Annotated in this window: 23 protein-coding genes; 15 read left to right on the forward strand and 8 right to left on the reverse strand. The window is 44.8% G+C overall.

The features are described 5' to 3' along the window. The first annotated feature begins 129 nt into the window (after positions 1 to 129). From nadE to MKZ04_RS18990, 7 genes are all read left to right on the forward strand, one after another. Positions 130 to 948, forward strand: a complete 819-nt coding sequence (gene nadE, locus MKZ04_RS18960) for an ammonia-dependent NAD(+) synthetase (protein ID WP_020450077.1) — start codon at positions 130 to 132, stop codon at positions 946 to 948. Positions 949 to 1,069: 121 nt separating this feature from the next. Next, entirely contained in the window at positions 1,070 to 1,597 is a 528-nt protein-coding gene (locus tag MKZ04_RS18965) for a shikimate kinase (protein WP_020450078.1), read from the forward strand. A gap of 261 nt (positions 1,598 to 1,858) precedes the next feature. After that, positions 1,859 to 2,629 (forward strand): nucleotidyltransferase domain-containing protein, encoded by a 771-nt coding sequence (locus tag MKZ04_RS18970; protein ID WP_020450079.1) that lies wholly within the window; start codon positions 1,859 to 1,861, stop codon positions 2,627 to 2,629. Positions 2,630 to 2,999: 370 nt separating this feature from the next. After that, the gene (locus MKZ04_RS18975; RefSeq protein ID WP_173401204.1) at positions 3,000 to 3,911 is read left to right on the forward strand and encodes a proline dehydrogenase family protein; all 912 of its coding nucleotides are present in this window, start codon (positions 3,000 to 3,002) and stop codon (positions 3,909 to 3,911) included. A 23-nt stretch (positions 3,912 to 3,934) separates the two neighbouring features. Then, positions 3,935 to 5,485 (forward strand): L-glutamate gamma-semialdehyde dehydrogenase, encoded by a 1,551-nt coding sequence (gene pruA, locus MKZ04_RS18980; RefSeq protein ID WP_341046714.1) that lies wholly within the window; start codon positions 3,935 to 3,937, stop codon positions 5,483 to 5,485. A 129-nt stretch (positions 5,486 to 5,614) separates the two neighbouring features. Next, positions 5,615 to 7,069 carry a sodium/proline symporter PutP gene (gene putP, locus MKZ04_RS18985; RefSeq protein ID WP_026580502.1) on the forward strand — a complete coding sequence of 485 codons (1,455 nt, stop codon included), beginning with the start codon at positions 5,615 to 5,617 and terminating at the stop codon, positions 7,067 to 7,069. 156 nt (positions 7,070 to 7,225) lie between these two features. After that, complete coding sequence (locus MKZ04_RS18990; protein WP_023855679.1) at positions 7,226 to 8,470, forward strand: PucR family transcriptional regulator; 1,245 nt, start codon at positions 7,226 to 7,228, stop codon at positions 8,468 to 8,470. 37 nt (positions 8,471 to 8,507) lie between these two features. On the opposite strand, the gene MKZ04_RS18995 is transcribed toward MKZ04_RS18990, so the two are convergent. Both MKZ04_RS18995 and MKZ04_RS19000 read right to left on the reverse strand, forming a co-directional pair. Further along, positions 8,508 to 9,353, reverse strand: coding sequence for a TIGR03943 family putative permease subunit (locus tag MKZ04_RS18995; RefSeq protein ID WP_023855678.1), 846 nt, complete (start codon positions 9,351 to 9,353; stop codon positions 8,508 to 8,510). A 4-nt stretch (positions 9,354 to 9,357) separates the two neighbouring features. Then, entirely contained in the window at positions 9,358 to 10,269 is a 912-nt protein-coding gene (locus tag MKZ04_RS19000; RefSeq protein ID WP_049937190.1) for a permease, read from the reverse strand. A 179-nt stretch (positions 10,270 to 10,448) separates the two neighbouring features. On the opposite strand from MKZ04_RS19000, the gene MKZ04_RS19005 reads away from it, so the two are divergent. The 3 genes from MKZ04_RS19005 to MKZ04_RS19015 all read left to right on the forward strand — a co-directional run bounded on the left by MKZ04_RS19005 (position 10,449) and on the right by MKZ04_RS19015 (position 12,252). Beyond that, positions 10,449 to 11,405, forward strand: coding sequence for an acetylxylan esterase (locus tag MKZ04_RS19005; protein WP_023855676.1), 957 nt, complete (start codon positions 10,449 to 10,451; stop codon positions 11,403 to 11,405). A gap of 86 nt (positions 11,406 to 11,491) precedes the next feature. Continuing rightward, a complete protein-coding gene (locus tag MKZ04_RS19010) occupies positions 11,492 to 11,920 on the forward strand; it encodes a MarR family winged helix-turn-helix transcriptional regulator (RefSeq protein WP_025810789.1) in 429 nt (142 codons plus the stop codon). After that, entirely contained in the window at positions 11,911 to 12,252 is a 342-nt protein-coding gene (locus tag MKZ04_RS19015; RefSeq protein ID WP_020450088.1) for a DUF3147 family protein, read from the forward strand. The genes MKZ04_RS19010 and MKZ04_RS19015 overlap by 10 nt, the downstream gene beginning before the upstream one ends. Before the next feature lie 86 nt (positions 12,253 to 12,338). Here MKZ04_RS19015 and MKZ04_RS19020 read toward each other — a convergent pair whose 3' ends face one another. The 3 genes from MKZ04_RS19020 to MKZ04_RS19030 all read right to left on the reverse strand — a co-directional run bounded on the left by MKZ04_RS19020 (position 12,339) and on the right by MKZ04_RS19030 (position 14,769). Then, positions 12,339 to 12,665 (reverse strand): hypothetical protein, encoded by a 327-nt coding sequence (locus tag MKZ04_RS19020; protein WP_229105605.1) that lies wholly within the window; start codon positions 12,663 to 12,665, stop codon positions 12,339 to 12,341. A 533-nt stretch (positions 12,666 to 13,198) separates the two neighbouring features. Beyond that, positions 13,199 to 13,882 carry an amino acid ABC transporter permease gene (locus MKZ04_RS19025; RefSeq protein ID WP_026580507.1) on the reverse strand — a complete coding sequence of 228 codons (684 nt, stop codon included), beginning with the start codon at positions 13,880 to 13,882 and terminating at the stop codon, positions 13,199 to 13,201. 11 nt (positions 13,883 to 13,893) lie between these two features. Continuing rightward, positions 13,894 to 14,769 carry a transporter substrate-binding domain-containing protein gene (locus MKZ04_RS19030; RefSeq protein WP_059230708.1) on the reverse strand — a complete coding sequence of 292 codons (876 nt, stop codon included), beginning with the start codon at positions 14,767 to 14,769 and terminating at the stop codon, positions 13,894 to 13,896. A 183-nt stretch (positions 14,770 to 14,952) separates the two neighbouring features. Here MKZ04_RS19030 and MKZ04_RS19035 point away from each other — a divergent pair, with 183 nt between their 5' ends. From MKZ04_RS19035 to MKZ04_RS19045, 3 genes are all read left to right on the forward strand, one after another. Beyond that, positions 14,953 to 15,504 (forward strand): NAD(P)H-dependent oxidoreductase, encoded by a 552-nt coding sequence (locus MKZ04_RS19035; protein ID WP_039073173.1) that lies wholly within the window; start codon positions 14,953 to 14,955, stop codon positions 15,502 to 15,504. 95 nt (positions 15,505 to 15,599) lie between these two features. Then, entirely contained in the window at positions 15,600 to 16,325 is a 726-nt protein-coding gene (locus MKZ04_RS19040) for an AAA family ATPase (RefSeq protein ID WP_020450093.1), read from the forward strand. 69 nt (positions 16,326 to 16,394) lie between these two features. Then, on the forward strand, positions 16,395 to 17,831 hold the full coding sequence (locus tag MKZ04_RS19045) for a glycoside hydrolase family 1 protein (RefSeq protein ID WP_059230706.1): 1,437 nt from the start codon (positions 16,395 to 16,397) through the stop codon (positions 17,829 to 17,831). 39 nt (positions 17,832 to 17,870) lie between these two features. Here MKZ04_RS19045 and MKZ04_RS19050 read toward each other — a convergent pair whose 3' ends face one another. Both MKZ04_RS19050 and MKZ04_RS19055 read right to left on the reverse strand, forming a co-directional pair. Continuing rightward, complete coding sequence (locus MKZ04_RS19050; RefSeq protein WP_059230704.1) at positions 17,871 to 18,269, reverse strand: competence protein ComJ; 399 nt, start codon at positions 18,267 to 18,269, stop codon at positions 17,871 to 17,873. A 17-nt stretch (positions 18,270 to 18,286) separates the two neighbouring features. After that, a complete protein-coding gene (locus tag MKZ04_RS19055) occupies positions 18,287 to 18,733 on the reverse strand; it encodes a NucA/NucB deoxyribonuclease domain-containing protein (protein WP_020450096.1) in 447 nt (148 codons plus the stop codon). Between the two features lie 302 nt (positions 18,734 to 19,035). Between MKZ04_RS19055 and MKZ04_RS19060 the strand changes: the two genes are divergently transcribed. Both MKZ04_RS19060 and MKZ04_RS19065 read left to right on the forward strand, forming a co-directional pair. After that, entirely contained in the window at positions 19,036 to 19,206 is a 171-nt protein-coding gene (locus MKZ04_RS19060) for a hypothetical protein (RefSeq protein ID WP_023855671.1), read from the forward strand. Between the two features lie 5 nt (positions 19,207 to 19,211). Then, a complete protein-coding gene (locus tag MKZ04_RS19065) occupies positions 19,212 to 20,015 on the forward strand; it encodes a serine/threonine protein kinase (RefSeq protein WP_059230702.1) in 804 nt (267 codons plus the stop codon). Between the two features lie 404 nt (positions 20,016 to 20,419). Here the strand turns inward: MKZ04_RS19065 and MKZ04_RS19070 are convergent, their stop codons facing one another. Then, entirely contained in the window at positions 20,420 to 21,160 is a 741-nt protein-coding gene (locus tag MKZ04_RS19070; protein ID WP_020450098.1) for a ribonuclease YeeF family protein, read from the reverse strand. Positions 21,161 to 21,353 lie beyond the last annotated feature (193 nt).

A 21,353-nucleotide genomic window follows, 5' to 3' on the forward strand; every position in this document is an offset into this window, starting at 1 on the left:
TTTTTATTCACGAAGAAAAGAGGGAGGAAAGGCTCTCTGCGCACCTCAATATTCACTTTGAAATAAAACATATGCTATAGTTAAAGACATAATCATTACGGTTCATTCAGTCAAAAGGAGGAATGACGGATGACTTTACAAGAAAAAATCATGCAGGAACTGAATGTAAAGCCTTCTATCGAACCGAAACAGGAAATTGAAAAAAGGGTCGGTTTTTTAAAAAGCTATTTGAAAAAAACGGGTGCCAAAGGTTTTGTTTTAGGCATCAGCGGAGGACAGGACTCCACATTGGCGGGCAGGCTTGCCCAGCTGGCTGTTGAAGAATTGAGAGAAGAAGGCGTTCAGGCGGAATTTATTGCGGTCCGCTTGCCTTACGGCGTTCAGCAGGATGAAGATGACGCCCAGCTGGCGCTCAAATTTATCCAGCCTGACAAGTCTTTTGCTTTTGACATTGCTTCAACTGTAGGCTCATTTGCTGATCAATATCAGTCAGTCACGGGAGAGGCGCTTGCCGATTTTCACAAAGGCAATGTAAAAGCAAGAGTCCGGATGATTGCCCAATATGCGATCGGGGGTCAAAATCAGCTGCTGGTGATCGGAACAGACCATGCTGCAGAAGCTGTTACCGGATTCTTCACAAAATACGGAGACGGAGGGGCAGACCTTTTGCCGCTAACAGGATTGACAAAGCGCCAGGGCAGAAGCCTGCTGGAAGAACTGGGAGCGCCGGAGCGGCTTTATACGAAGTCTCCGACCGCCGATTTGCTTGATGAAAAACCTCAGCAATCCGATGAAACAGAGCTCGGCCTGACGTATGATAACATCGACGACTACCTTGAAGGAAAAGCCGTCTCCAGCGAGGTGGCCGAGGCGATCGAAAAACGCTATAAGGCATCCGAGCACAAACGCCAAGTCCCTGCTTCAATGTTTGACGACTGGTGGAAATAGCAAAAAAGAGGCTGACTTCAGCCTCTTTTTTTATTAACAGGCACCCTATATCATTCAAGCTGGATTTGCCATATAATTAAGATATTTGATTCCTTTATGCAAGGAGGAGTAGAAGCTGGAAATGAATGCCGCAATGAGAGATAAGAATATCGTGCTGATCGGGTTTATGGGCGTCGGGAAAACAACCATCGGTCAGCTTCTGTCAAAGAAATTAGACCGCGACTTTATCGATATCGACCAGCAGATTGAAAATGACTTTCAAATGACTATTCCGGAGATGTTTAAACAAAAAGGGGAAGCGTTTTTCAGACAGACTGAAAAAGAATATATTTTTCAGATGTGCGAACATACAATGGGCAGCATCGTATCTTTAGGGGGAGGCGCTTTCCAACAGGAGGACATCAGAAAGAAGTGTCTCGAACACTGCTTTGTCATCTTTCTTGATTTAACATGGGAGAGTTGGAAGCAGCGGATGGATCTCTTGATTGAGAACAGGCCGGTTCTTCATAACCGCTCAATCGAAGAAATGAAACAGCTGTTTAATGAGAGAAAGAGCATGTATGCATTCCACAACTTGAAAGTCGAAACAGATCACCGGTCTGCCGAGGAAACGGCCGACTACATTGTGGAGATGCTGGGGCTTAGCTGATCTTAAACAAACGTTTAATTAAGCTGTTTCTATCGCTGTGTCAATATATTGAGCCAATGATTTGTCTGATCATAGGCTCTTTCGGTCTTGTTTGACCGTTTGGCGTCCCGCCGCCATAAAAACGGGCAGGCCGAAGATACACGGCAGCCACTTCTCTGGATAAGATCTTTTCTGGCTCTGCGACCGCAAAAAAGTCGCTTAATGCCTGAGCAGACACTATAATGTAAATAATAGAAACGATAAACTGGCGGTGCACTTATTATGAAACAGCGAATTCAAGAAGAACTGAAAAACATTGAAGCGACATACGGTGTTAAAATCCTCTATGCGGTTGAATCGGGCAGCAGAGCCTGGGGCTTTCCCTCACAGGACAGTGATTACGATGTCAGATTTATTTATGTCCATCAAAAAGATTGGTATCTGTCAATTGATGCAAAGCGCGATGTGATTGAACTGCCGATTGACGATTCTCTCGATATCAGCGGTTGGGAGCTGACAAAAGCGTTAAGATTGTTTAGGAAATCAAACCCTCCGCTTCTCGAATGGCTTTCCTCGGGAACGGTTTATTATGAAGCCTATTCGCTGGCGGAAAACATGAGGCAGCTGAAAAGCCGCGCCTTTTCTCCAGTCTCCTGCATGTACCATTATCTCAATATGGCATCAGGGAATTTTCGCCACTATCTGCAGCGGGAAGAAGTGAAAATCAAAAAGTATTTTTATGTGCTCCGCCCAATTCTGGCTTGTCAGTGGATTGAAAGCCGCCGGACGGTTCCTCCGATTGAATTTCAGGTTTTGCTTAACGAACTTACGGAAGATGGACCGCTGAAAACGGAAATCCAACAGCTGCTTGAGAGGAAAAAGAAAGGGGAGGAGTTCAATCTTGAACCTCAAAACCCTATCCTCCACGCATTTATTGATCGTGAATTGGAGCGGCTTCAGACGGTTGCCAAAGCATATAAAACAGATCATGAAGATCTGACGCAGGAGCTTGACCGGCTGTTTAGAGAAACGCTAGACGAGGTGTGGGCATAACATAGTATTCCCTTTAAGTATTCTTAAAGGGTTTTTTCTTTGCATTCATAGGGAAATGGTTGAGTATAACAGAAAGCGTTTTCAAATAAAGCGGCGCGGAACGGCAGAAAGGGCATTCGCAAAAACGGGTTCGCCGAAAACGCATCCTGTTCTTTACCGAAGTTTCTTCCTGATTCTATTGTCGTATACCAACCAAGTTTTAGGAAGAAAGTTTCTGAAAAAATCCCAGCAGATGTAAAACATTGTGGAAAAACCACAAAAATCGTCAGCTTTTTTGTTTTTTCGAAATATTGTGAATCGACCCTTTGCTCTTATAAAATTAAGAATATAAAGAAATATTTCATGAGATGGCGGGGTGTGAGTAATGGAAGTGATAACAAGAGACTTTTTCCTATTCTTATCTAAAAGTAGCATCCTGAATCGCCTGGCGAGAAATTGGGGGAGTTCCGTCGCGACCGGAAAAATTATCGGAGGAAAAGATTTTGAAGCTTCAATTCCGATTATTAAGGGGCTGAACGAACAAGGGTTGACTGTCACAGTTGATCATTTGGGCGAATTTGTAGACAGCAGGGAAGTCGCAAGGGAACGCACGCAGGAATGCATTCGGGCCATTCAGCTGATTGCTCAGGAACAGCTTAATTCACATGTTTCATTAAAGATGACGTCACTGGGGCTCGATATTGACCTTGACCTTGTCAGGGATAATATGACCAGCATTCTGGAATGTGCCGAACAGCACAAAGTGATGGTCACAATCGATATGGAAGATGAAGTGCGCTGCCAAAAGACGCTTGACCTCTTTAAGGAGTTCAGGCAGAAATACGAGTATGTCAGCACGGTCCTGCAAGCTTACTTGTACCGGACCGAACAGGATTTGGAGGAGCTTAATCCGTATAATCCGTTTTTCCGTCTTGTGAAGGGAGCTTATAAAGAATCGCCACAAGTGGCGTTTCCTGACAAAAAAGATGTGGATGAGAATTACAAAAAGCTCATTAAAAAGCAGCTGCTGAGCGGCCATTACACAGCCATCGCAACTCATGACGACAAGATGATTGATTACACTAAAGAAATTGCGAAAGAGCATCAAATCGGCAAAGACCGCTTCGAATTTCAAATGCTGTACGGGATGCGCAGCAAAACTCAGCTGGAACTGGTGAAGGAAGGCTACAATATGCGTGTGTATCTTCCTTACGGAGACGACTGGTACGGATACTTTATGAGACGGCTTGCCGAACGGCCTGCCAACATCGCTTTTGCGTTTAAAGGCATGACGAAGAAATAAAACGATAAAAAGGGGAGATTAGCATGACAACACCTTACAAACATGAACCATTTACAAATTTCGGGATCGAAGAAAACCGGAAGGCATTCGAAAAAGCTCTGGAAACGGTAAATAACGAATGGCTGGGTCAGTCCTATCCTCTTGTTATCGATGGAGAAAGGTATGAAACGGAAGACAAGATCGTATCGATCAATCCTGCAAACAAAGAAGAAGTTGTAGGCACGGTATCCAAGGCTACTCAGGATCATGCGGAAAAGGCCATTCAGGCGGCTGCGAAAGCGTTTGAAACTTGGAGATACACAGATCCTGAAGAAAGAGCGGCTGTTTTATTCCGCGCGGCTGCCAATGTGCGCCGCAAAAAGCATGAGTTTTCTGCGCTTCTAGTCAAAGAAGCAGGTAAACCTTGGAATGAAGCGGATGCGGATACGGCAGAAGCGATCGATTTTATGGAATACTATGCGCGGCAAATGATTGAGCTTGCGAAAGGAAAGCCGGTTAACAGCCGTGAAGGCGAACGAAATCAATATGTGTACACACCGACTGGTGTAACGGTTGTTATTCCGCCTTGGAACTTCCTGTTCGCGATCATGGCCGGAACGACGGTTGCGCCGATCGTGACAGGAAACACGGTTGTTCTGAAGCCCGCAAGCGCAGCGCCTGTTATTGCTGCCAAGTTCGTTGAAGTGCTTGAAGAAAGCGGACTTCCAAAAGGAGTAGTCAACTTCGTCCCTGGAAGCGGAGCTGAAGTCGGGGATTACCTGGTGGATCATCCGAAAACAAGCATCATTACGTTTACAGGTTCAAGGGAAGTCGGAACGCGCATTTTTGAGCGCGCAGCGAAGGTTCAGCCTGGTCAGACACACTTAAAACAAGTGATTGCTGAAATGGGCGGAAAAGATACGGTCGTCGTTGATGAGGATTGTGACATTGAATTGGCTGCACAATCAATTTTCACATCTGCCTTCGGCTTTGCAGGCCAAAAATGTTCAGCAGGTTCACGGGCTGTCGTGCATGAAAAGGTATATGACGAAGTATTGAAGCGCGTAATCGAAATTACGGAGTCCAAGAAAGTCGGAGAGCCTGACAGCGCGGACGTTTATATGGGACCTGTCATCGACCAGGCATCGTATAATAAAATCATGGAGTATATCGAAATCGGAAAAGAAGAAGGCCGCTTAGTCAGCGGAGGAAAAGGCGATGATTCAAAAGGCTACTTCATCGATCCGACGATCTTTGCCGATCTGGATCCGAAAGCCCGGTTAATGCAGGAAGAAATTTTCGGACCTGTTGTTGCTTTCTCAAAAGTCAGCAGCTTTGATGAGGCGCTGGAAGTTGCCAACAACACCGAATACGGCCTGACAGGCGCGGTCATTACTAAAAACCGCGACCATATCAACAGAGCAAAACAAGAATTCCATGTCGGAAATCTGTATTTCAACCGCAACTGTACAGGGGCGATCGTCGGCTACCATCCGTTTGGCGGTTTCAAAATGTCGGGAACCGATTCTAAAGCGGGCGGACCTGATTATCTTGCGCTTCATATGCAGGCGAAAACGATCAGCGAAACGTTTTAAGGTGTAAGAAAAGGGATTAAACAGGGGACGAAGGCAGCCTTTCATAGGCTGCCTTCAAAAAAAGAGAAATTAGTCTAAAAATTTAGATAAACGGCATCTTGGGGGGAGATTCTTATTCAGAACGCACAATTGATCATTTCCATCGTAATTTACATGGTAGGGATGCTTTATATTGGGTATTACGCTTACAAACGGACAGCAAATCTCTCAGACTATATGCTTGGCGGACGGACGCTCGGGCCTGCTGTCACGGCGCTCAGCGCCGGCGCATCAGACATGAGCGGCTGGCTTTTGATGGGGCTGCCGGGCGCCATGTTTGCAACAGGCCTGAGCGGTTCATGGATTGTCATCGGCCTTGTACTCGGTGCATGGGCAAACTGGATTTTTGTGGCGCCGCGCTTGAGGTCATACACCGAGGTAGCAGGCAATTCGATCACCATCCCTGCATTTTTAGAAAACCGCTTTCATGACAAATCAAAGATCCTGCGAATATTTTCCGGAGTCGTCATTATTACCTTTTTTACGTTTTATGTATCATCAGGAATGGTTTCCGGGGGCGTTTTATTTAACAGCATGTTTAATTTGGATTACCATACAGGGCTGTGGCTCATTTCGGGCGTCGTCGTGGCTTACACGCTTTTCGGCGGGTTTTTGGCAGTCAGCTGGACGGACTTTGTCCAAGGTATCATTATGTTTGTCGCGTTAGTTCTTGTTCCGATTGTGACGGTCATTCAGACGGGAGGACCTGGAGAAGCCTTCAGCGAAATCCAGTCGATCGATCCTAACCTCCTCAATATTTTTAAAGGAACGAGTGTCCTTGGCATCATCTCCTTGTTCGCATGGGGCCTCGGCTACTTTGGACAGCCTCACATTATCGTGCGCTTTATGGCGATATCCTCTGTCAAGGAAACGAAGAAAGCTCGCCGGATCGGCATGGGTTGGATGATCTTTTCAAGTGCGGGCGCACTGCTGACCGGATTGCTCGGTATTGCGTATTACTCGAAGAACGGGCTTCACTTGGATGATCCGGAAACGATCTTCATTCAATTGGGGAACATCCTGTTTCACCCTCTGATCACAGGCTTTTTAATCTCGGCGATTTTAGCAGCGGTTATGAGTACAATTTCCTCCCAGCTGCTAGTTACATCAAGTTCTCTAACTGAAGATTTATACAAAACGCTATTTAAACGCTCTGCATCTGACAAAGAACTCGTCTTTTTCGGACGGCTTTCGGTTTTGGCGGTTTCCATTGTCGGACTCTGTCTCGCCTGGACAAAAAACAATACGATTCTCGGTCTTGTCAGCTATGCTTGGGCGGGTTTCGGCGCGTCGTTCGGCCCAGTGATCATCTTAAGTTTGTTTTGGAAGAGGATGACAAAATGGGGGGCGCTTGCCGGAATGGTTGCCGGAGCAGTTACCGTCATCATTTGGGCGGAAGCCGGACTTTCCGATGTTCTTTATGAAATGATTCCAGGCTTTGCCGCCAGCTTGCTGTTTGTGTTTGTCGTCAGTCTATTGACATCAAAACCGGAGCAGCAGGTGCTTGATGAATTCGAGCAATACAAACAAACACTGCAACGATGATGGAGATGGGGAACCATTCTCCGTCTCTCTTTTTATAGGCCTTCTCCCCCCCTTCTAACAGGGGATTGATCCCATTTTTTTAAAAGTCGCATATAAGTCTATACAAGAGTGTAAAGGAGAAGTATGATTAAGTTAAAAACGAGTAGGAGAAAGGATATGGAAGAGCTATTAGAACAAGTTGTTTCTCTTTCAAACATTAATGAGATCATTGACTTTATCAGCGGCGAGCTGAAAAAGCCGGTCATACTGGAAAGCGCAGATTTTTTCTTATTAGCTTATAACTCCTATTATATTAACCATTTTGATGCAGCAAACCAGCAAACGATTTTCTCCAAAAAATGTCCGCTGCCGATCTTTGAAAAGTTCGTCGAAGAAGGCATTATTGATCAATTGAAAACGATTCCGACTCCTTTTAGGGTAAAACAGATTGAAGAAATCGGGTTAAACCAGCGGGTTGTCGTCAGCGCCAAGTATAAAGACGAAATTATGGGCTATATCTGGGTGCAGGAGATTGAAGACGACTTGTCTGATGAAGAGCTTGATTTCTTATACAAAGCATCCTTTCATGTCGGGAAGATCATTTATAAGAAAAAACGCCTCAAACAAGAAAAAGAAGAACAGGCGGAAGAGCTTTACAAAAAGGCAATTAACGATCAGTTTCAAACGGAAAAAGAGCTGAAAGCCGCCGCCGATAAGGCGAGCGTTGTCCTGCCGGCCGTGTTTACCGTCATGGTGCTTCAAGTCGTTGACGGGGAGGATGAACTGCTCGAGGATCTGAAGGAAACAATTCGGTCTTATTTAAACCTGAAAGATAATATCAGTCACGTATTGGAGGATCATTCGAATATCGCCATCATTGTCGGCAGTGTGTCGCGCAAGCGTTCCGCGCTGGCTGCGGCCTCAGAACTGATCAACCGTCTGTTGACCCATTTGCGCTCGCAAATGCTGCCTCTTATTTTAATCGGGGTCGGCAATGAGTACAGCAGCCCGCTGTCCCTTGGCAGAAGCTACAGAGAGGCGCTCCAAGTGACGAAAGCAGCTGAAATCACGGGAAGCCAGGAACACATTCCCTATGAATACCAAAAGCTCGGGCTTTTCAGGTATCTTGACCAAATCGCCGCAAAAAACGATCATCTGCAATATGTAAACCCGGACCTTCAGCTGCTGAAAGAAAAAGATAAAGAAAGCCACACCGAATTTTTGAGAACGCTTGAAATTTATCTCGTCAACAACTGCAAGGTCAAGCCATCCGCAGAACAGCTGTTTATCCACCAAAACACGCTCAACTACCGTATCAAACAAATATTAGAAATGACATCGATCGATCTCAATGATTTTAATACTAGATGTCAATTGTTTATCGATTTAATGCTGATGAAGAAAGCAGGCTACAAATCGTAAACAGAAAAAGAAAAGCCGGTGCATGAAGTGCCGGCTTTTAATATGTCCGATAAACGTAAGGATCTTTCGGCTCTTTTATAGGAGACCAATCCTTCACCTTCATCACGGGAATCGTAGATTTGAAAGGCTGATAGTATTCGGAAGACAGCGTTCCTTTTACATGGAGCCACTGATCGTCTTTAATATTCGTATGTTCAGGGAATTCGACCAGCATACCGTAGACTCCCGAGTCGGCGATGCAATGAATGATTCCGAAGCGGAGAACAAACAGCTGTTTATCATTGATCGCTTCCCCTTTAAAGGCAAAACCGTCGAATTCGATCGTTCGGTCAAGGAATTCTCCCGGATATTGATAGATCGTTTCCATGCCCTTCAAAAAATCATCGTCTTTTAATGAAATATGCTGTTTTCCTTTATAATTTTTCAGCGCTTTATTCATCAATTCATCGTACCCTTCCTCGCCGTAGTAGATGCTTGTATCAGGGCGCAGGTACTGGGTTTGGGCATAATGCTCCGGCTGTTCGATCGCTTTGAACGAGAAGCCCTTCGACTTGACGATATTGGAATCAAGCGTCGCTGCCGGCAGAAAAAGTCCGGTGCATAAAGGGAAGATGAACACGAAATAAATGAACATCCTTTTCAGAAAAGGCTTATCTTTTTCATGATCGTGATCATGGCCGCATCCGCAGTCGCGGTCACATCCTTTTTCGTCTGAGCCTTTCATATAAATGTAGAATTGCACCGCTGTCAAAATGGCCAGAAGAAAAATAGCGATGTATGAAAGGTAAGCATATTTCATATTAATATATTTTGTCAGATTGCCGGATGCATGAAGATGAAAAAAGAAAAACGTAAACAACATTAAAATGAATGTGCGAAACATGTTCTCACCCCTTTACCAACAGTGATCCGGCTAAGACAATAACGGCGATGTAGGCGACTAAGACAAACACAAAACGTTTTTTAAAGATGCCGAGCATCATCAGCAGATTTTTGATGTCCACCATCGCTCCGAATACAAGAAAGGCGATAAGTGAGCCGAGTGAAAACGTGCTGCTGAAAGAAGAAGCAATAAAAGCGTCGACCTCTGAACAAAGGGACAGCACAAATGACAACCCCATCATAACAAGGGATGAAGACACATCATTCTGCCCGATCGCCAAAAGGGTAGATGTTTTAATATACGTCTGCATTGCCGCTGCGACAAATGCGCCGATGATCAAATATTTTCCGACTGAGAAAAACTCGTCAACTGCATGGCGGAGCGTCCCGCCGAGCTTTTGCAGGAAAGACTGGTTCGCATGGGTATGGTGGTGATGGCCGCGTGTCCCGTTCTCGATCAGCTGATTCCCTTTAAATTGATAAGAGATGATCAGCCCGACAATGAGAGACACCGCAATCGCCAATCCGCCGCGATAGAACACAACATCCCATTTGTTCCCGAAAGCGATGAATGTCGAGAATAACACAATCGGATTGATGATCGGGGCCGTCAGCATGAAGGCGACCGCTGCGTGAAGCGGTACGCCCTTTAAAAGCAGCCTGCGGGCAATCGGAACGATGCCGCACTCGCAAGCCGGAAACAATACCCCGGCAAATGTCCCTGACAAAACGGCGAGAAATCGGTTTTGCGGGATGATTTTCGCCATCATCTCCTCCGTCACAAACATTTGAATCAAACCTGATATAAAAACCCCGATCAAAACGAACGGAATCGCTTCTATTAATATACTGATAAATATTGAGTTCAGCTGCAGAAAGGATTGTGAAGCCACAAAAAAACCTCCGCGCAAATGCATATTTTTAGTTTCAATCTAGCATTATAACATAAATTGAAAAAGCGGTTTTGTGCGGCGGGGTCAGATAATGGGAGGAGCAGAAGTGACAGAATCAATACATATAAAATCCATACACAGCCTTGAAGGGGAATGTTATGATAAGAATATTCAAAAAATGAAAAGAAGAGGGGAAAGACAAGATGCAGCAGCCTTATGATATGCCGCTAGAACAGCTTTACCAGTATAAACCGGAACGGACGGCACCGGCTGATTTTGAAGAGTTCTGGAAGGGTTCATTGGAGGAATTGTCAAATATAAAAGCGGAGCCTGAGCTTGAACCGCATGAATATCCGGCTGACGGGGTAAAAGTCTACTGGCTTACATACAGAAGCACCGGGGGAGCGCGAATCAAAGGCTGGTATGCAGTACCCGACCGCCAAGGGCCGCATCCTGCGATCGTCAAATATCACGGCTATAACGCCAGCTATGACGGAGACATTCATGATATTGTCAATTGGGCTCTTCACGGTTATGCGGCATTCGGTATGCTGGTCCGCGGGCAGAGCAGCAGTGAAGATACAGAGACCTCTCAACACGGACATGTACCCGGCTGGATGACAAAAGGAATCCTCGATCCGAAAACATATTACTACAGAGGGGTCTATTTAGATGCCGTACGAGCAGTCGAAGTGGTCAGCGGTTTTGCTGAAGTCGATGAAAAGCGGATCGGAGTGATCGGGGCAAGCCAAGGAGGCGGGCTGGCTGTCGCGGTTTCGGCGCTGTCCGATATTCCAAAAGCAGCCGTGTCCGAATACCCTTATTTAAGCAATTTTCAACGAGCGATCGATATAGCGATCGACCAGCCTTATCTCGAAATCAACTCCTTTTTCAGAAGAAACACCAGCCCGAATATTGAACAGGCGGCCATGCGGACCCTGTCTTATTTTGATATCATGAACCTTGCTCAAGCGGTCAAAGCGCCCGTTCTCATGTCGATCGGACTGGTTGACACCATCACACCGCCATCCACCGTCTTTGCGGCTTACAATCACTTGAAAACGGATAAAGAAATAAAAATGTACCGCTATTTTGGACACGAATACATCCCGCCGTTCCAAACCGAAAAGCTGGCGTTTTTGAGAAAGCACCTGAAATGAATAAAAGTGAACACCCGGTGAAGCCGGGTTTTTTTATGTCTTGATTTAAGAATATATCGTATTATAAGATATAATTAGAGAGGGTGATGAAAATGAATACAGAGAAAATCATAGAAATGATGAATCAGGACTGGACGGATATTTACTACCATCTGCACACAAAGCATGATGATCATTTGTCTCACCACGCGGTTAGAATGCTTCAGCATATCGAAAAAAACCGCTTGGTGACCATTGGCCATTTAGCAAAATTATTGGATGTCTCTCATAATACGGCATCAGAACATGTGAAAAGACTGATACAAAAAGGACTTGTACAGAAAAACCGGGACAGCAGCGATGAACGCAAAGTCTACGTCACGTTAACGCCTGAAGGTGAAGAAGCAGTGAAACGGCATACGAGACTTCATCCGAAAAAACTGCAAAAGGTGCTGGAGCAATTAAATGAGGAAGAAGTCGAAATGATTAAAACAGCATTTTCCTTGTTGAGCCGGGAGGCAAAATCATGTTTTTAATAGTGAAAATCGGGGTTTCTGCAATATTGATCGCCATTATAACCGAAATTGCACGAAAATCGCCTGAAATGGGTGGAATGATTGCGGCATTGCCTCTTGTCAGTCTGCTGAGTTTATTTTGGCTTAGTGTACAAGGGGAATCTTTAAAGCATTTAAGCCAATTCGCGAAAGGCGTGCTATGGGGGTTTCCCGCCACGGCGGTTCTCCTTTTGATCGTGGTTTTGAGTTTAAAAGCATCATTTCCGGTTGTCATTTCTGTTGTGTTTGGAGTATGCGGATGGGGCGGGTGTTTAATGCTGCAAAAGGCTCTCATCCATGCGATATTCGGGTGAAGGGGAATGGAATAAGAAGCCGCTTGTGCTGCCGCACAAGCGGCTGAAACGATCAGGGAGCGGCATACCCCCCCTGTATGAGACTGTCACGTATAAAGCTTGGAGTAATAAATCATCCTCGCCGGAAAAGGAACGTCTCTGTATGGCCCCTCGGGCGGGATGGATGTCGACAGAAATCGGAAATAATGGCTCCCGAGTATTTTTAAGTTTATCGGATAAGTCTGGACGGTTTCAGGAGCGAGTTCATAGGAGAATGCTTGAGCTTTAGATTGACTGACCATGAACTTTTGATATTCCCCGTTTTCAAAGCAATATAAATAGCCCTTTAAACGATGCGCTTCCTGGTTGACCAAAGAGATATACAGATCTTCTCGGCCGTTTTTTTCAACCGGGTTTCCTGCTTTGTCAGACAAGTAAATCAATCTTGTTTGAGATGGGCTGCCGCTGTTCATTTGACAGTTAACAGGTTCAATGCAAGCAGGATGAGTCGAGAGCCGGTCAGAATGCGGGGCATGTGAAATCAATTCAAAATAGTAGGGTGCTACATCGTCGGCATCCCGATTCCATTTGCAATCGTGCTCAGCCTTTGGGTCGAACATGAAGGACTGGGTGATGATATAAACGATGTGTCTGCCCGCAGGAACATGCTGGAACCTGATTTTGATTTCCTTGGACGAATGAGCGGGAACGATGGATGGAAAGGTTTGCGAGGGCCGGTCATTTCCTTCAAAGAAAACGGATATATGGATGCGGTCTTCGGCATTCGTATGGTTGCAGCAGACGTATGATGCTTGGAAATGGCCTGATGGATCGGTTTGATAGCTTAATTTGTTTCTGTCGATCGTATAAAGGTGATCTGCGTGAAAATAAGTCGATCTGAGGATATGGATAATACCGCCTCCGTTTCACAGTATGGAAAGCCGCCGGAGCACCCGGCAGCTTCTTGCTATTTTTTGATATAAACCTCTGTCCGCTTTTCCAGGAAATCCTGGAGCAAAGCGATCGCCGAGCAAACGGCCCAGTAAATCAAGGCAACTAAAATATACATCGTCATATAGTCGAACTCCCGTCCGCCTACGATTTTTGCCTGTTGAAACAATTCAGGCACGGTGATCATGGCGGCGAGGGAAGACGCTTTAACGAGATCAAGCATTACGTTTGCAAGAGGCGGGAGTGCAATTCTAATCGATTGAGGGACAATCACGTGGCACATCGTCTGCCAGTAGGAAAAGCCGATCGATTTTGCAGCGTCCCACTGCCCTCTGTCAACGGACGACAGGGCCGAGCGGATAATCTCGGCAATGTATGCGGCGCTGTTCATGCTGAAGCCGATTAAGGCAGCAGTCAAAGCCGTAAATTGGATTCCGATATAAGGAAAACCAAAATAAAGAATAAATAGAATGACAAGGATCGGAACGCCTCTCATAAACGAAATATAGATTCTTGCCGGCCAACGAAGCAAAGAGATCTCCGACATGCGCCCAAGCGCGATGAAAAAACCGAGAATTAAACCGGCAAACATGCTCGCGAATGAAATAAAAAGCGTATTCCATATGCCTTGCATCACATAAGGAAACGATTTCGCAGCCAATTCTGCATTAAAAATATACTCCCATTGAATAGAGCCCAATTGACATCCCTCTATTTATTCACATCGACATCGACAAAGTCGATATCCTGCTTTTTCGAAACATCGGCACCGCCGAAAAACTTTTTCGAAATCTTTTTAATTGTGCCGTCCTTCAGCATTTCGTCAATTGTTTTGTCGAATTGTTTTTTTAGTTCTGCGTTTCCTTTTTTCATGATCATGCCTTGCTGATGCGGATAGTATTTAAGATCGGGATGAATAGTCAGATCCAGATCAGGCATTGCGGCGAGCGCGAGTTTTTGAAGGTAGTAGTCGTTTAAGATGACATCGGTTCTTCCATTCGCTACATCCTTTAAAAATTGGTCATTTGTTGCGTTGTCGTAAATGACTTCCTCAGCTCCGTATTGGCGCGCGATATCCATGTAAACTGTCGTAGCTGCGCCAGCGGCTTTCTTTCCCTTTAAGTCCTCAAGCGTGTGGATGCCTGATAGATCTTTTTTGCGGACGATAGCCGTTCCGAATGAATATTTATAAGGCGTAGAGAACAAAAACTTCTCTTTGCGGTCGTCGGTCATTGTAATATCGTTGGCAGCAGCGTCCACTTGTCCGCTCCCCACCGCCGTCAGCATGCCGTCAAAGCCCATTTCTTTAAATTCGACATCCAGGTCGAGCCGTTTAGCCGCTTCACGGATGACTTCCACTTCGTAGCCGGTCAGCTTGTCTTTGCCGGAATCAGTGTCATGATATGAAGTAGGATAAAGGGTTCCCGAAGTCGCCACAACGATCTTCCCTTTTTCCTTTATCTCATCCCAGGCTGTTTTTTGATTGTCAGCCTTATTTTGAGTAGTGCTGCATGCAGCTGTTATAAGAGCGAGCGCTAACAGTGTTATCAACAATGTAATGCGCTTATACGTATGCAATTTATTCACTTAAAAAATCCTCCTATTCCTTTAGTCAAGTAAACCATAGCACTGAAGTAGGGATTAGGCAATAAGATAATTAGTATTGGGAAAAAATAAAATAATTGATTGTGCAACCTGCTTTACTTTTTAAGGTGAAAGATGGAATCATAAAGATATTGGTAAATTGAAACACAAGGAGGATAAGAAAAGATGAAAAATATTTTAATCATCAACGGACATGAAGCCTATCCCCATGCAAGAGGACAGCTTAATCACACTATTTTTACAGCGATGGCGGACAAGCTGGGTGAAAAATATGAAGTAAAAAAAACAGTGGTGGCAGACGGCTATCAAATCCCGGAGGAGCACGAGAAATTCAAGTGGGCTGATGCTGTTATTTATCAGACGCCTGTTTACTGGTTCAGTGTTCCTGCTTTATTTAAAAAATATATTGATGAAATTTATGAGTACGGGCTTTTTTATCAAGGGTCTGAAGACTACGGCAGAGGCGGGCTGTTTACAGACAAAAAGTATATGTTTTCAACCACATGGAACGCGCCCAAGGATGTATTCTCCAAAGAGGGGACATTCTTCGAAGGTAAAAGTCTTGATGAAGCGCTCTTTCATTTGCACAAAATGCAGGAATTCGTCGGCATGAAGCCTTTAAAAACATTCTCTGTCCATGATGTCATCAGCAATCCGCAAGTAGATCAATATTTAGCTGATTTGGACGCCCATTTAAAAGAAGTATTTTCGATTTAAGTCAAGAGGTTTGTGCTCAGGCGCAAACCTCTTTTTTCGTTATCCGCTAAGAAAACGTGATACAGTTGAGTAAAAGCAAAGCAGGGGGTGCTCGCATGTTTTTAAAAAAGCTGACTTTACTTCGGGAAAAAGTTCCTTCTTATGCAAAATATCCTTTTTCAATTCCTGCTATTCAACATTTAAAAGAACTGACGTTTCAAAAAAACGTAACATTTTTTGTGGGGGAAAACGGATCAGGCAAATCGACGCTGCTTGAAGCAATCGCAGATAAATGCGAATTTAACACGGCTGGCGGGGGAAGAAATAATACATATGAAGTGTACGGTTCCGGTTCGGATTTGGGAGACTATATCAGATTGTCATGGCTTCCTAAAGTAACAAACGGCTTTTTTCTGCGCGCCGAATCTTTTTATCATTTTGCCACTCATATTGATGAAGTAGACATCACCGGTTTTCGAGGCTACGGAGGCAGATCTCTTCACGAGCAATCACACGGTGAATCTTTTTTATCGCTTTTCAAACATCGTTTTAAAGAGAAGGGAATCTATCTTCTCGATGAGCCTGAAGCTGCTTTGTCCCCGGCAAGACAGCTGGCATTTTTGAAAATTCTTCATGATTTGACGAAATCAAACCAAGCTCAGTTTATTATCGCCTCTCACTCCCCCATTTTATTAGGGTATCCGGAAGCCGACATCTTCAGTTTTGATGGTGAACAAATCACTGAAGTGAACTATGAGGATACGGATCATTACACCTTAACCAAGTATTTTCTTCAGCACCGGGAAAAGCTTCTGGCGGAGCTGTTTTTAGATGATGTTTGATCTGAAACGCGTTTCATAGGATATGATAAAGTGCATCCGGATCAAAATACGAAACAGGAGTTGAGCCATATGATTCATCAGCAATTACGCCCATTTCCAAACCATTTCCTATGGGGATCAGCTTCAGCAGCCTATCAGATCGAAGGAGCCTGGAAGGAAGACGGCAAAGGCCTCTCGGTTTGGGATGTGTTCACAAAGATTCCCGGCAAAACGTTTAAAGGAAGCAATGGAGACATTGCGGTCGACCATTACCACCGTTTTAAAGAAGATGTTGCTTTAATGGCCGAGATGGGGTTAAAAGCATACCGTTTTTCAGTCAGCTGGCCGAGGATTTTTCCCCAAGGCAGGGGAGAAGTCAATGAAGCGGGCTTGAGATTTTACGATGACTTGATTAATGAGCTCCTTGCTCATGATATTGAACCCGTTTTGACGCTTTATCATTGGGATCTTCCCCAGGCTTTAATGGATGAATACGGCGGCTTTGAATCCAGAAGGATTATAGAGGATTTCAATACGTATTGCGTTACGCTCTATAAGCGGTATGGGGACAGGGTCAAATATTGGGTGTCTCTTAACGAGCAAAATTACAATTTTAATCATGCCTTTATCACAGCGATGCATCCTCCGGGTGTGAAGGACAGGAAACGCTTCTATGAGGCTAACCATATTGCATTTCTGGCGAATGCAAAGGCAATCGATTCTTTTCGCCGGTATGTTCCCGATGGAAAAATCGGACCGAGTTTTGCTTATTCGCCTGCATATCCGCTCTCCAGCCGTTCGGATGATATCCTCGCTTTCGAAAATGCTGAGGAATTTACAAATTATTGGTGGCTTGATGTGTATTGCCGGGGAACATATCCGGGCATTCCTTTGAAATATCTGAAGGAAAAAGGCTGGGCGCCGACAATTGAGGAGGGGGATATGGAGCTTTTAGCAAAAGGAAAACCTGATTTCGTCGGTGTGAATTATTATCAAACCATCACATATGAAATGAATCCTCTAGACGGAGTAGCGGAAGGAAAGATGAATACGACCGGCCAAAAGGGCAGCAACCAGGAAACAGGTATGCCCGGTTTATACAAAACAAAGAGGAATCCTCATCTTGAGACATCGAATTGGGATTGGGCCATTGACCCGATCGGTCTAAGAATCGGGCTTCGCAGGATTTCCAGCCGCTACGGGCTTCCGCTTTTCATAACGGAAAACGGGCTTGGGGAATTCGATAAGGTTGAAAATGACGGCACAATTCATGATGATTACAGAATTGCCTACTTGCGTGCGCATCTTGAACAGTGCAGACAGGCTTTAAACGACGGAGTCGATTTAATCGGCTACTGCAGCTGGTCTTTTACAGATTTATTGAGCTGGCTGAACGGCTACCAGAAGAGATACGGTTTCGTTTATATTAATCGTGATGAAGAGAATGTAAAGGACTTGAAGAGGATTAAAAAAGACAGCTTTTACTGGTACCAAAATGTCATTCAGACAAACGGGGAAGAGCTTTAGGAGAAGGGCGCCGGTGACACCGGCGCCTTTATTCTTTGATCAGGCCTGTTTAAAATCGAGAATATAGGTGATCTTCGCAGTGCTGCTTTTATCAGGCATAATCGTATAGCATGTCAGCTGATAGACGCCTTGCGGGATGTCGCATGACAATTTCTTGGATAGGACGCTTGCAATTTCGACCCCGCCATGAAGCACGTCGAAAGAAACGGTGACGCGCCTGTTAAAGGAGGGAACCTGTTCCTGGACATTCAAACGAACTTCTACTAATGATGCCGTATTATCGAGAGCTTCAAACGAGACCGCGTGTTCTCCCGCTGTGTAGCCTCTTTTAATATCCTCGTCTGTCCAATCCATAACGGGCGGCTTTCCGCCTTTTTGATAAACGGTAAACTGATGGTATGACATCGTCATTTCTTCTGCTTCCCACTTTTTGATCAAAGAACGTACCTCCAGTGTTATTTAATCTTGAAAAGTATTTTCGTGCCGTCCGGATAATCGCTTACCTGATTGCCCACCCAAGATCCTGCTCCACGGTTATCAGAAGGACTGATATACTCGACGGAAGCACCTGTTCCGCCTTCTTCGCACATGGCCATCGGCCACTCGTCGCGGTCATAGCCCGATTTGGAAGGAACATCTTTTAACGATTCCTTTCGGCGTTCGTCGGCTCCGTCCCTGTCGATCGTACAGATTTTAGAATGCCCTTTCTTGATGGCCTTTCGAATGTGCGCGCCTGTTTCAGGATAGCGGTCCGACGGGAAAATCAGCACTTCATCATAGTCTGAGCCGTTTTGCCGGCCTGAAGGCTGGTGTTCTGAAGTGAAAAAATCGCCGGATATAATGCCGATGATCACGACGGCGACGGCGAGCAAGGTGATCAGCAAAGATTTAATTTTGTCCATTCGTGTTGTCCTGCTTTCTTATAAGTTGAATCACTCAGCCGCAGCGGGCCGGAAGTAAATACAACTTTATTATCGTAAAAATAATTTGAGAAATAAAGGGGAGATTAATAGGTTTTTCCTCCTGAAAAGCTGAATTTTAGTCTATCATATCGCCTTTTTTTAAAATTTTGCCGGTTCGTTTAGAAGGTTTTAGAGGTTCAAAATTTAAATTTCTCATATGGAAGAAAAACTTTCGAGCCCCCTTTATCAAGCTTTCCTGCGCGAATGATATGAAATACAAGACAGAAAAGGAGCTGACTGAGTTGCTTCGTAAGCTATTGAAGGCACTTCAAAACGGTAAAAACCGACGATACAGCAGCAGTGACTACGGACGGAAATCATACAAAAAATACAGCAGCAGCGATTATAAAAGAAAAGGGTACGGTCATCACCATTACAAAAGAAAGCATAAGAAATTTTTCGGCAGCAGCTAAATCGCGTGAAAACATTGATGAGATGGCTGTTTGACCGCCCGCTCAAAAAAGGAACCGTCTTGGAGGGGAGATATCGAATCAACCGTGTGCTCGGGATGGGCAGCTACGGTATCACATATCTTGCCGAAGAACTTGGGAGAGCTGGTTTCCGCGTCATCAAGCAGCAGAGAAAGACAAAAGCATGGACATCAGCCGGCCGGAGGTCTTTCAACCGCGAGGCTGAAATTTTGCGGGAATTAGATCTGCCTGTCGCGCCCCGTATATATGAGGTGCTTCATGCGGCCGGCGAGCGGTTTATCGTAATGGAATATATCGAAGGAAAAACCTTTGAAGATTTGCTCTTTTATGATGGACATGTCTTTGATGAACAGCAAACGATCAGCATATTGAAGGAAGTGCTTCACAGCGTTTCATTTCTTCACAGGAGAGGGATTATTCACCGCGATTTGAGGATTCCCAATTTGATTGTGAGCGGAGGAACGATCCGCATTATAGATTTCGGACTAGCATGCCATCTGACTGAAAGAGAACGTGTTGATGACCGGCACCCGGAAAAAAGGCTGATGCGTGCTGTTTCCGTCAAAAGTGACTTTTATGCGCTGGGACATTTCGCATTGTTTCTCCTGTACTCCGAGTTTACTCCGTCCGGCGAGGAAGAAAAAAGCTGGGAAGAAGAACTCTGCCTATCGTCCGGGTTTACATCCGTTCTGAGGAAGATGTTGCAAATTGATCAGCCGTATGAGCGTGCAGAAGATATTATCGGCGACTTGACTTCCTGTACGGCGAAAAAGATGAAGCAGCCGTTTTAACGACAGCCCAGCGTGTCGACAAACCCTCGCAGTCGTTGTCAGGCCTGCTAAGTCGGTCTGACGAATAGAAGGAGGATCGGGAGGCTGACGTTCTGAGGCGTCCTGCCTGAATACCGCGTCATTATATCCTGTGAAAGTCTTCTCCGATGCTCGGCCTTCCTAGACTGTAAGGGATGCGGGTCACGCTGAAAGGATGACAAAATCCCAAAACTAAAAGTCGTTTTGGGATTTTGTCAACGCGAGAAGATTAATTTTTGTCCCCAATTTCAACTTAAATCGTTTGCTCTTCACTGCATTCCCCTTTTTGTTTCACCAGTAAATACATATCGGTTAAGACGGAGACGTTTTGACAAGATGAACAAAAAACCCCGTTGTGAAAACGGGGTTTTAAACAATTTGAAAGCCTAAAGTTCCTCTGCTTTTTCGGCTTTTTTTGTTTCATACTGTTTTTGTTTATTTGCGATGTAGCTTCTGGCCTCTTGATGCATACGCTGTTTCAGTTTGTAGACTTCGCTGTTTTGATAGATATGTGAATTGTAGTTTAGCGGAGATGCATTTTTCCCTTTTCCTGTTGCGTCGATCAAGGCGGAGTAGTCGGACTGGATCATTTGCTGAATTTGCTCAGAGGCCGAGTATTCTCTTTTGAGCAGCCCGTCAAGATCCTCGACAGCTTTAATCGTGTCTTTTCTGTTTTGGTTTGCAGCATCGAGCTGCTGTTTGATTTCATCGGAAGAGAATGGCTGTAGCGATATTAAATCATCAATCTGTCCTAAAATATTCGACAGTTCTTGTTGCTGTGCAGAGACCATGTTTTGAGAGTGAATGTGGACATTTGCAAGCTCCTGTTCAAGAAATTGAACATCAACGAATGTGTCCTCTGAAAGTCCGGCATTTTCGGCCGCAGCAGATACACCATTCAGAAACTGAATCTGCATATCAGCTAAATCCAGCCAGCCGTCTACGATCCCTGATTGGTCTCTGTAAAACGCTTTAATGGCATCAGCGCCTTTTCCTTGGAACTCATCAAGTTCTGTGACGCTGTTTAACGATTGTTTTAAGCTGACGAGCTGTTCTCTCAAGTTTTTATATTCATCAGATCTTTGCTTCATAGCTGATAATAGGGTTTCCGCTTCGTAGACTTTCATTGGAAATCTGCCCTTCCTGCGACTTATATAGTACAGAGTGTACCACTTTGTCACAGGGGATTGGGCAATAAATCCTGAATATCCATGAAAATGAATCTTTGTGATCAAATTTGTAAGCTCTTTAGGCTTTTTGTCGTGATAGGAGACTTTTGATTTAATAGTTAATTAGTCCCTTTTATGGCGGAGTTGTGTC

Origin of the sequence: Bacillus sp. FSL W7-1354 (genome assembly GCF_038002405.1) — a bacterium.
Classification (GTDB): Bacteria; Bacillota; Bacilli; order Bacillales; family Bacillaceae; genus Bacillus; species Bacillus paralicheniformis.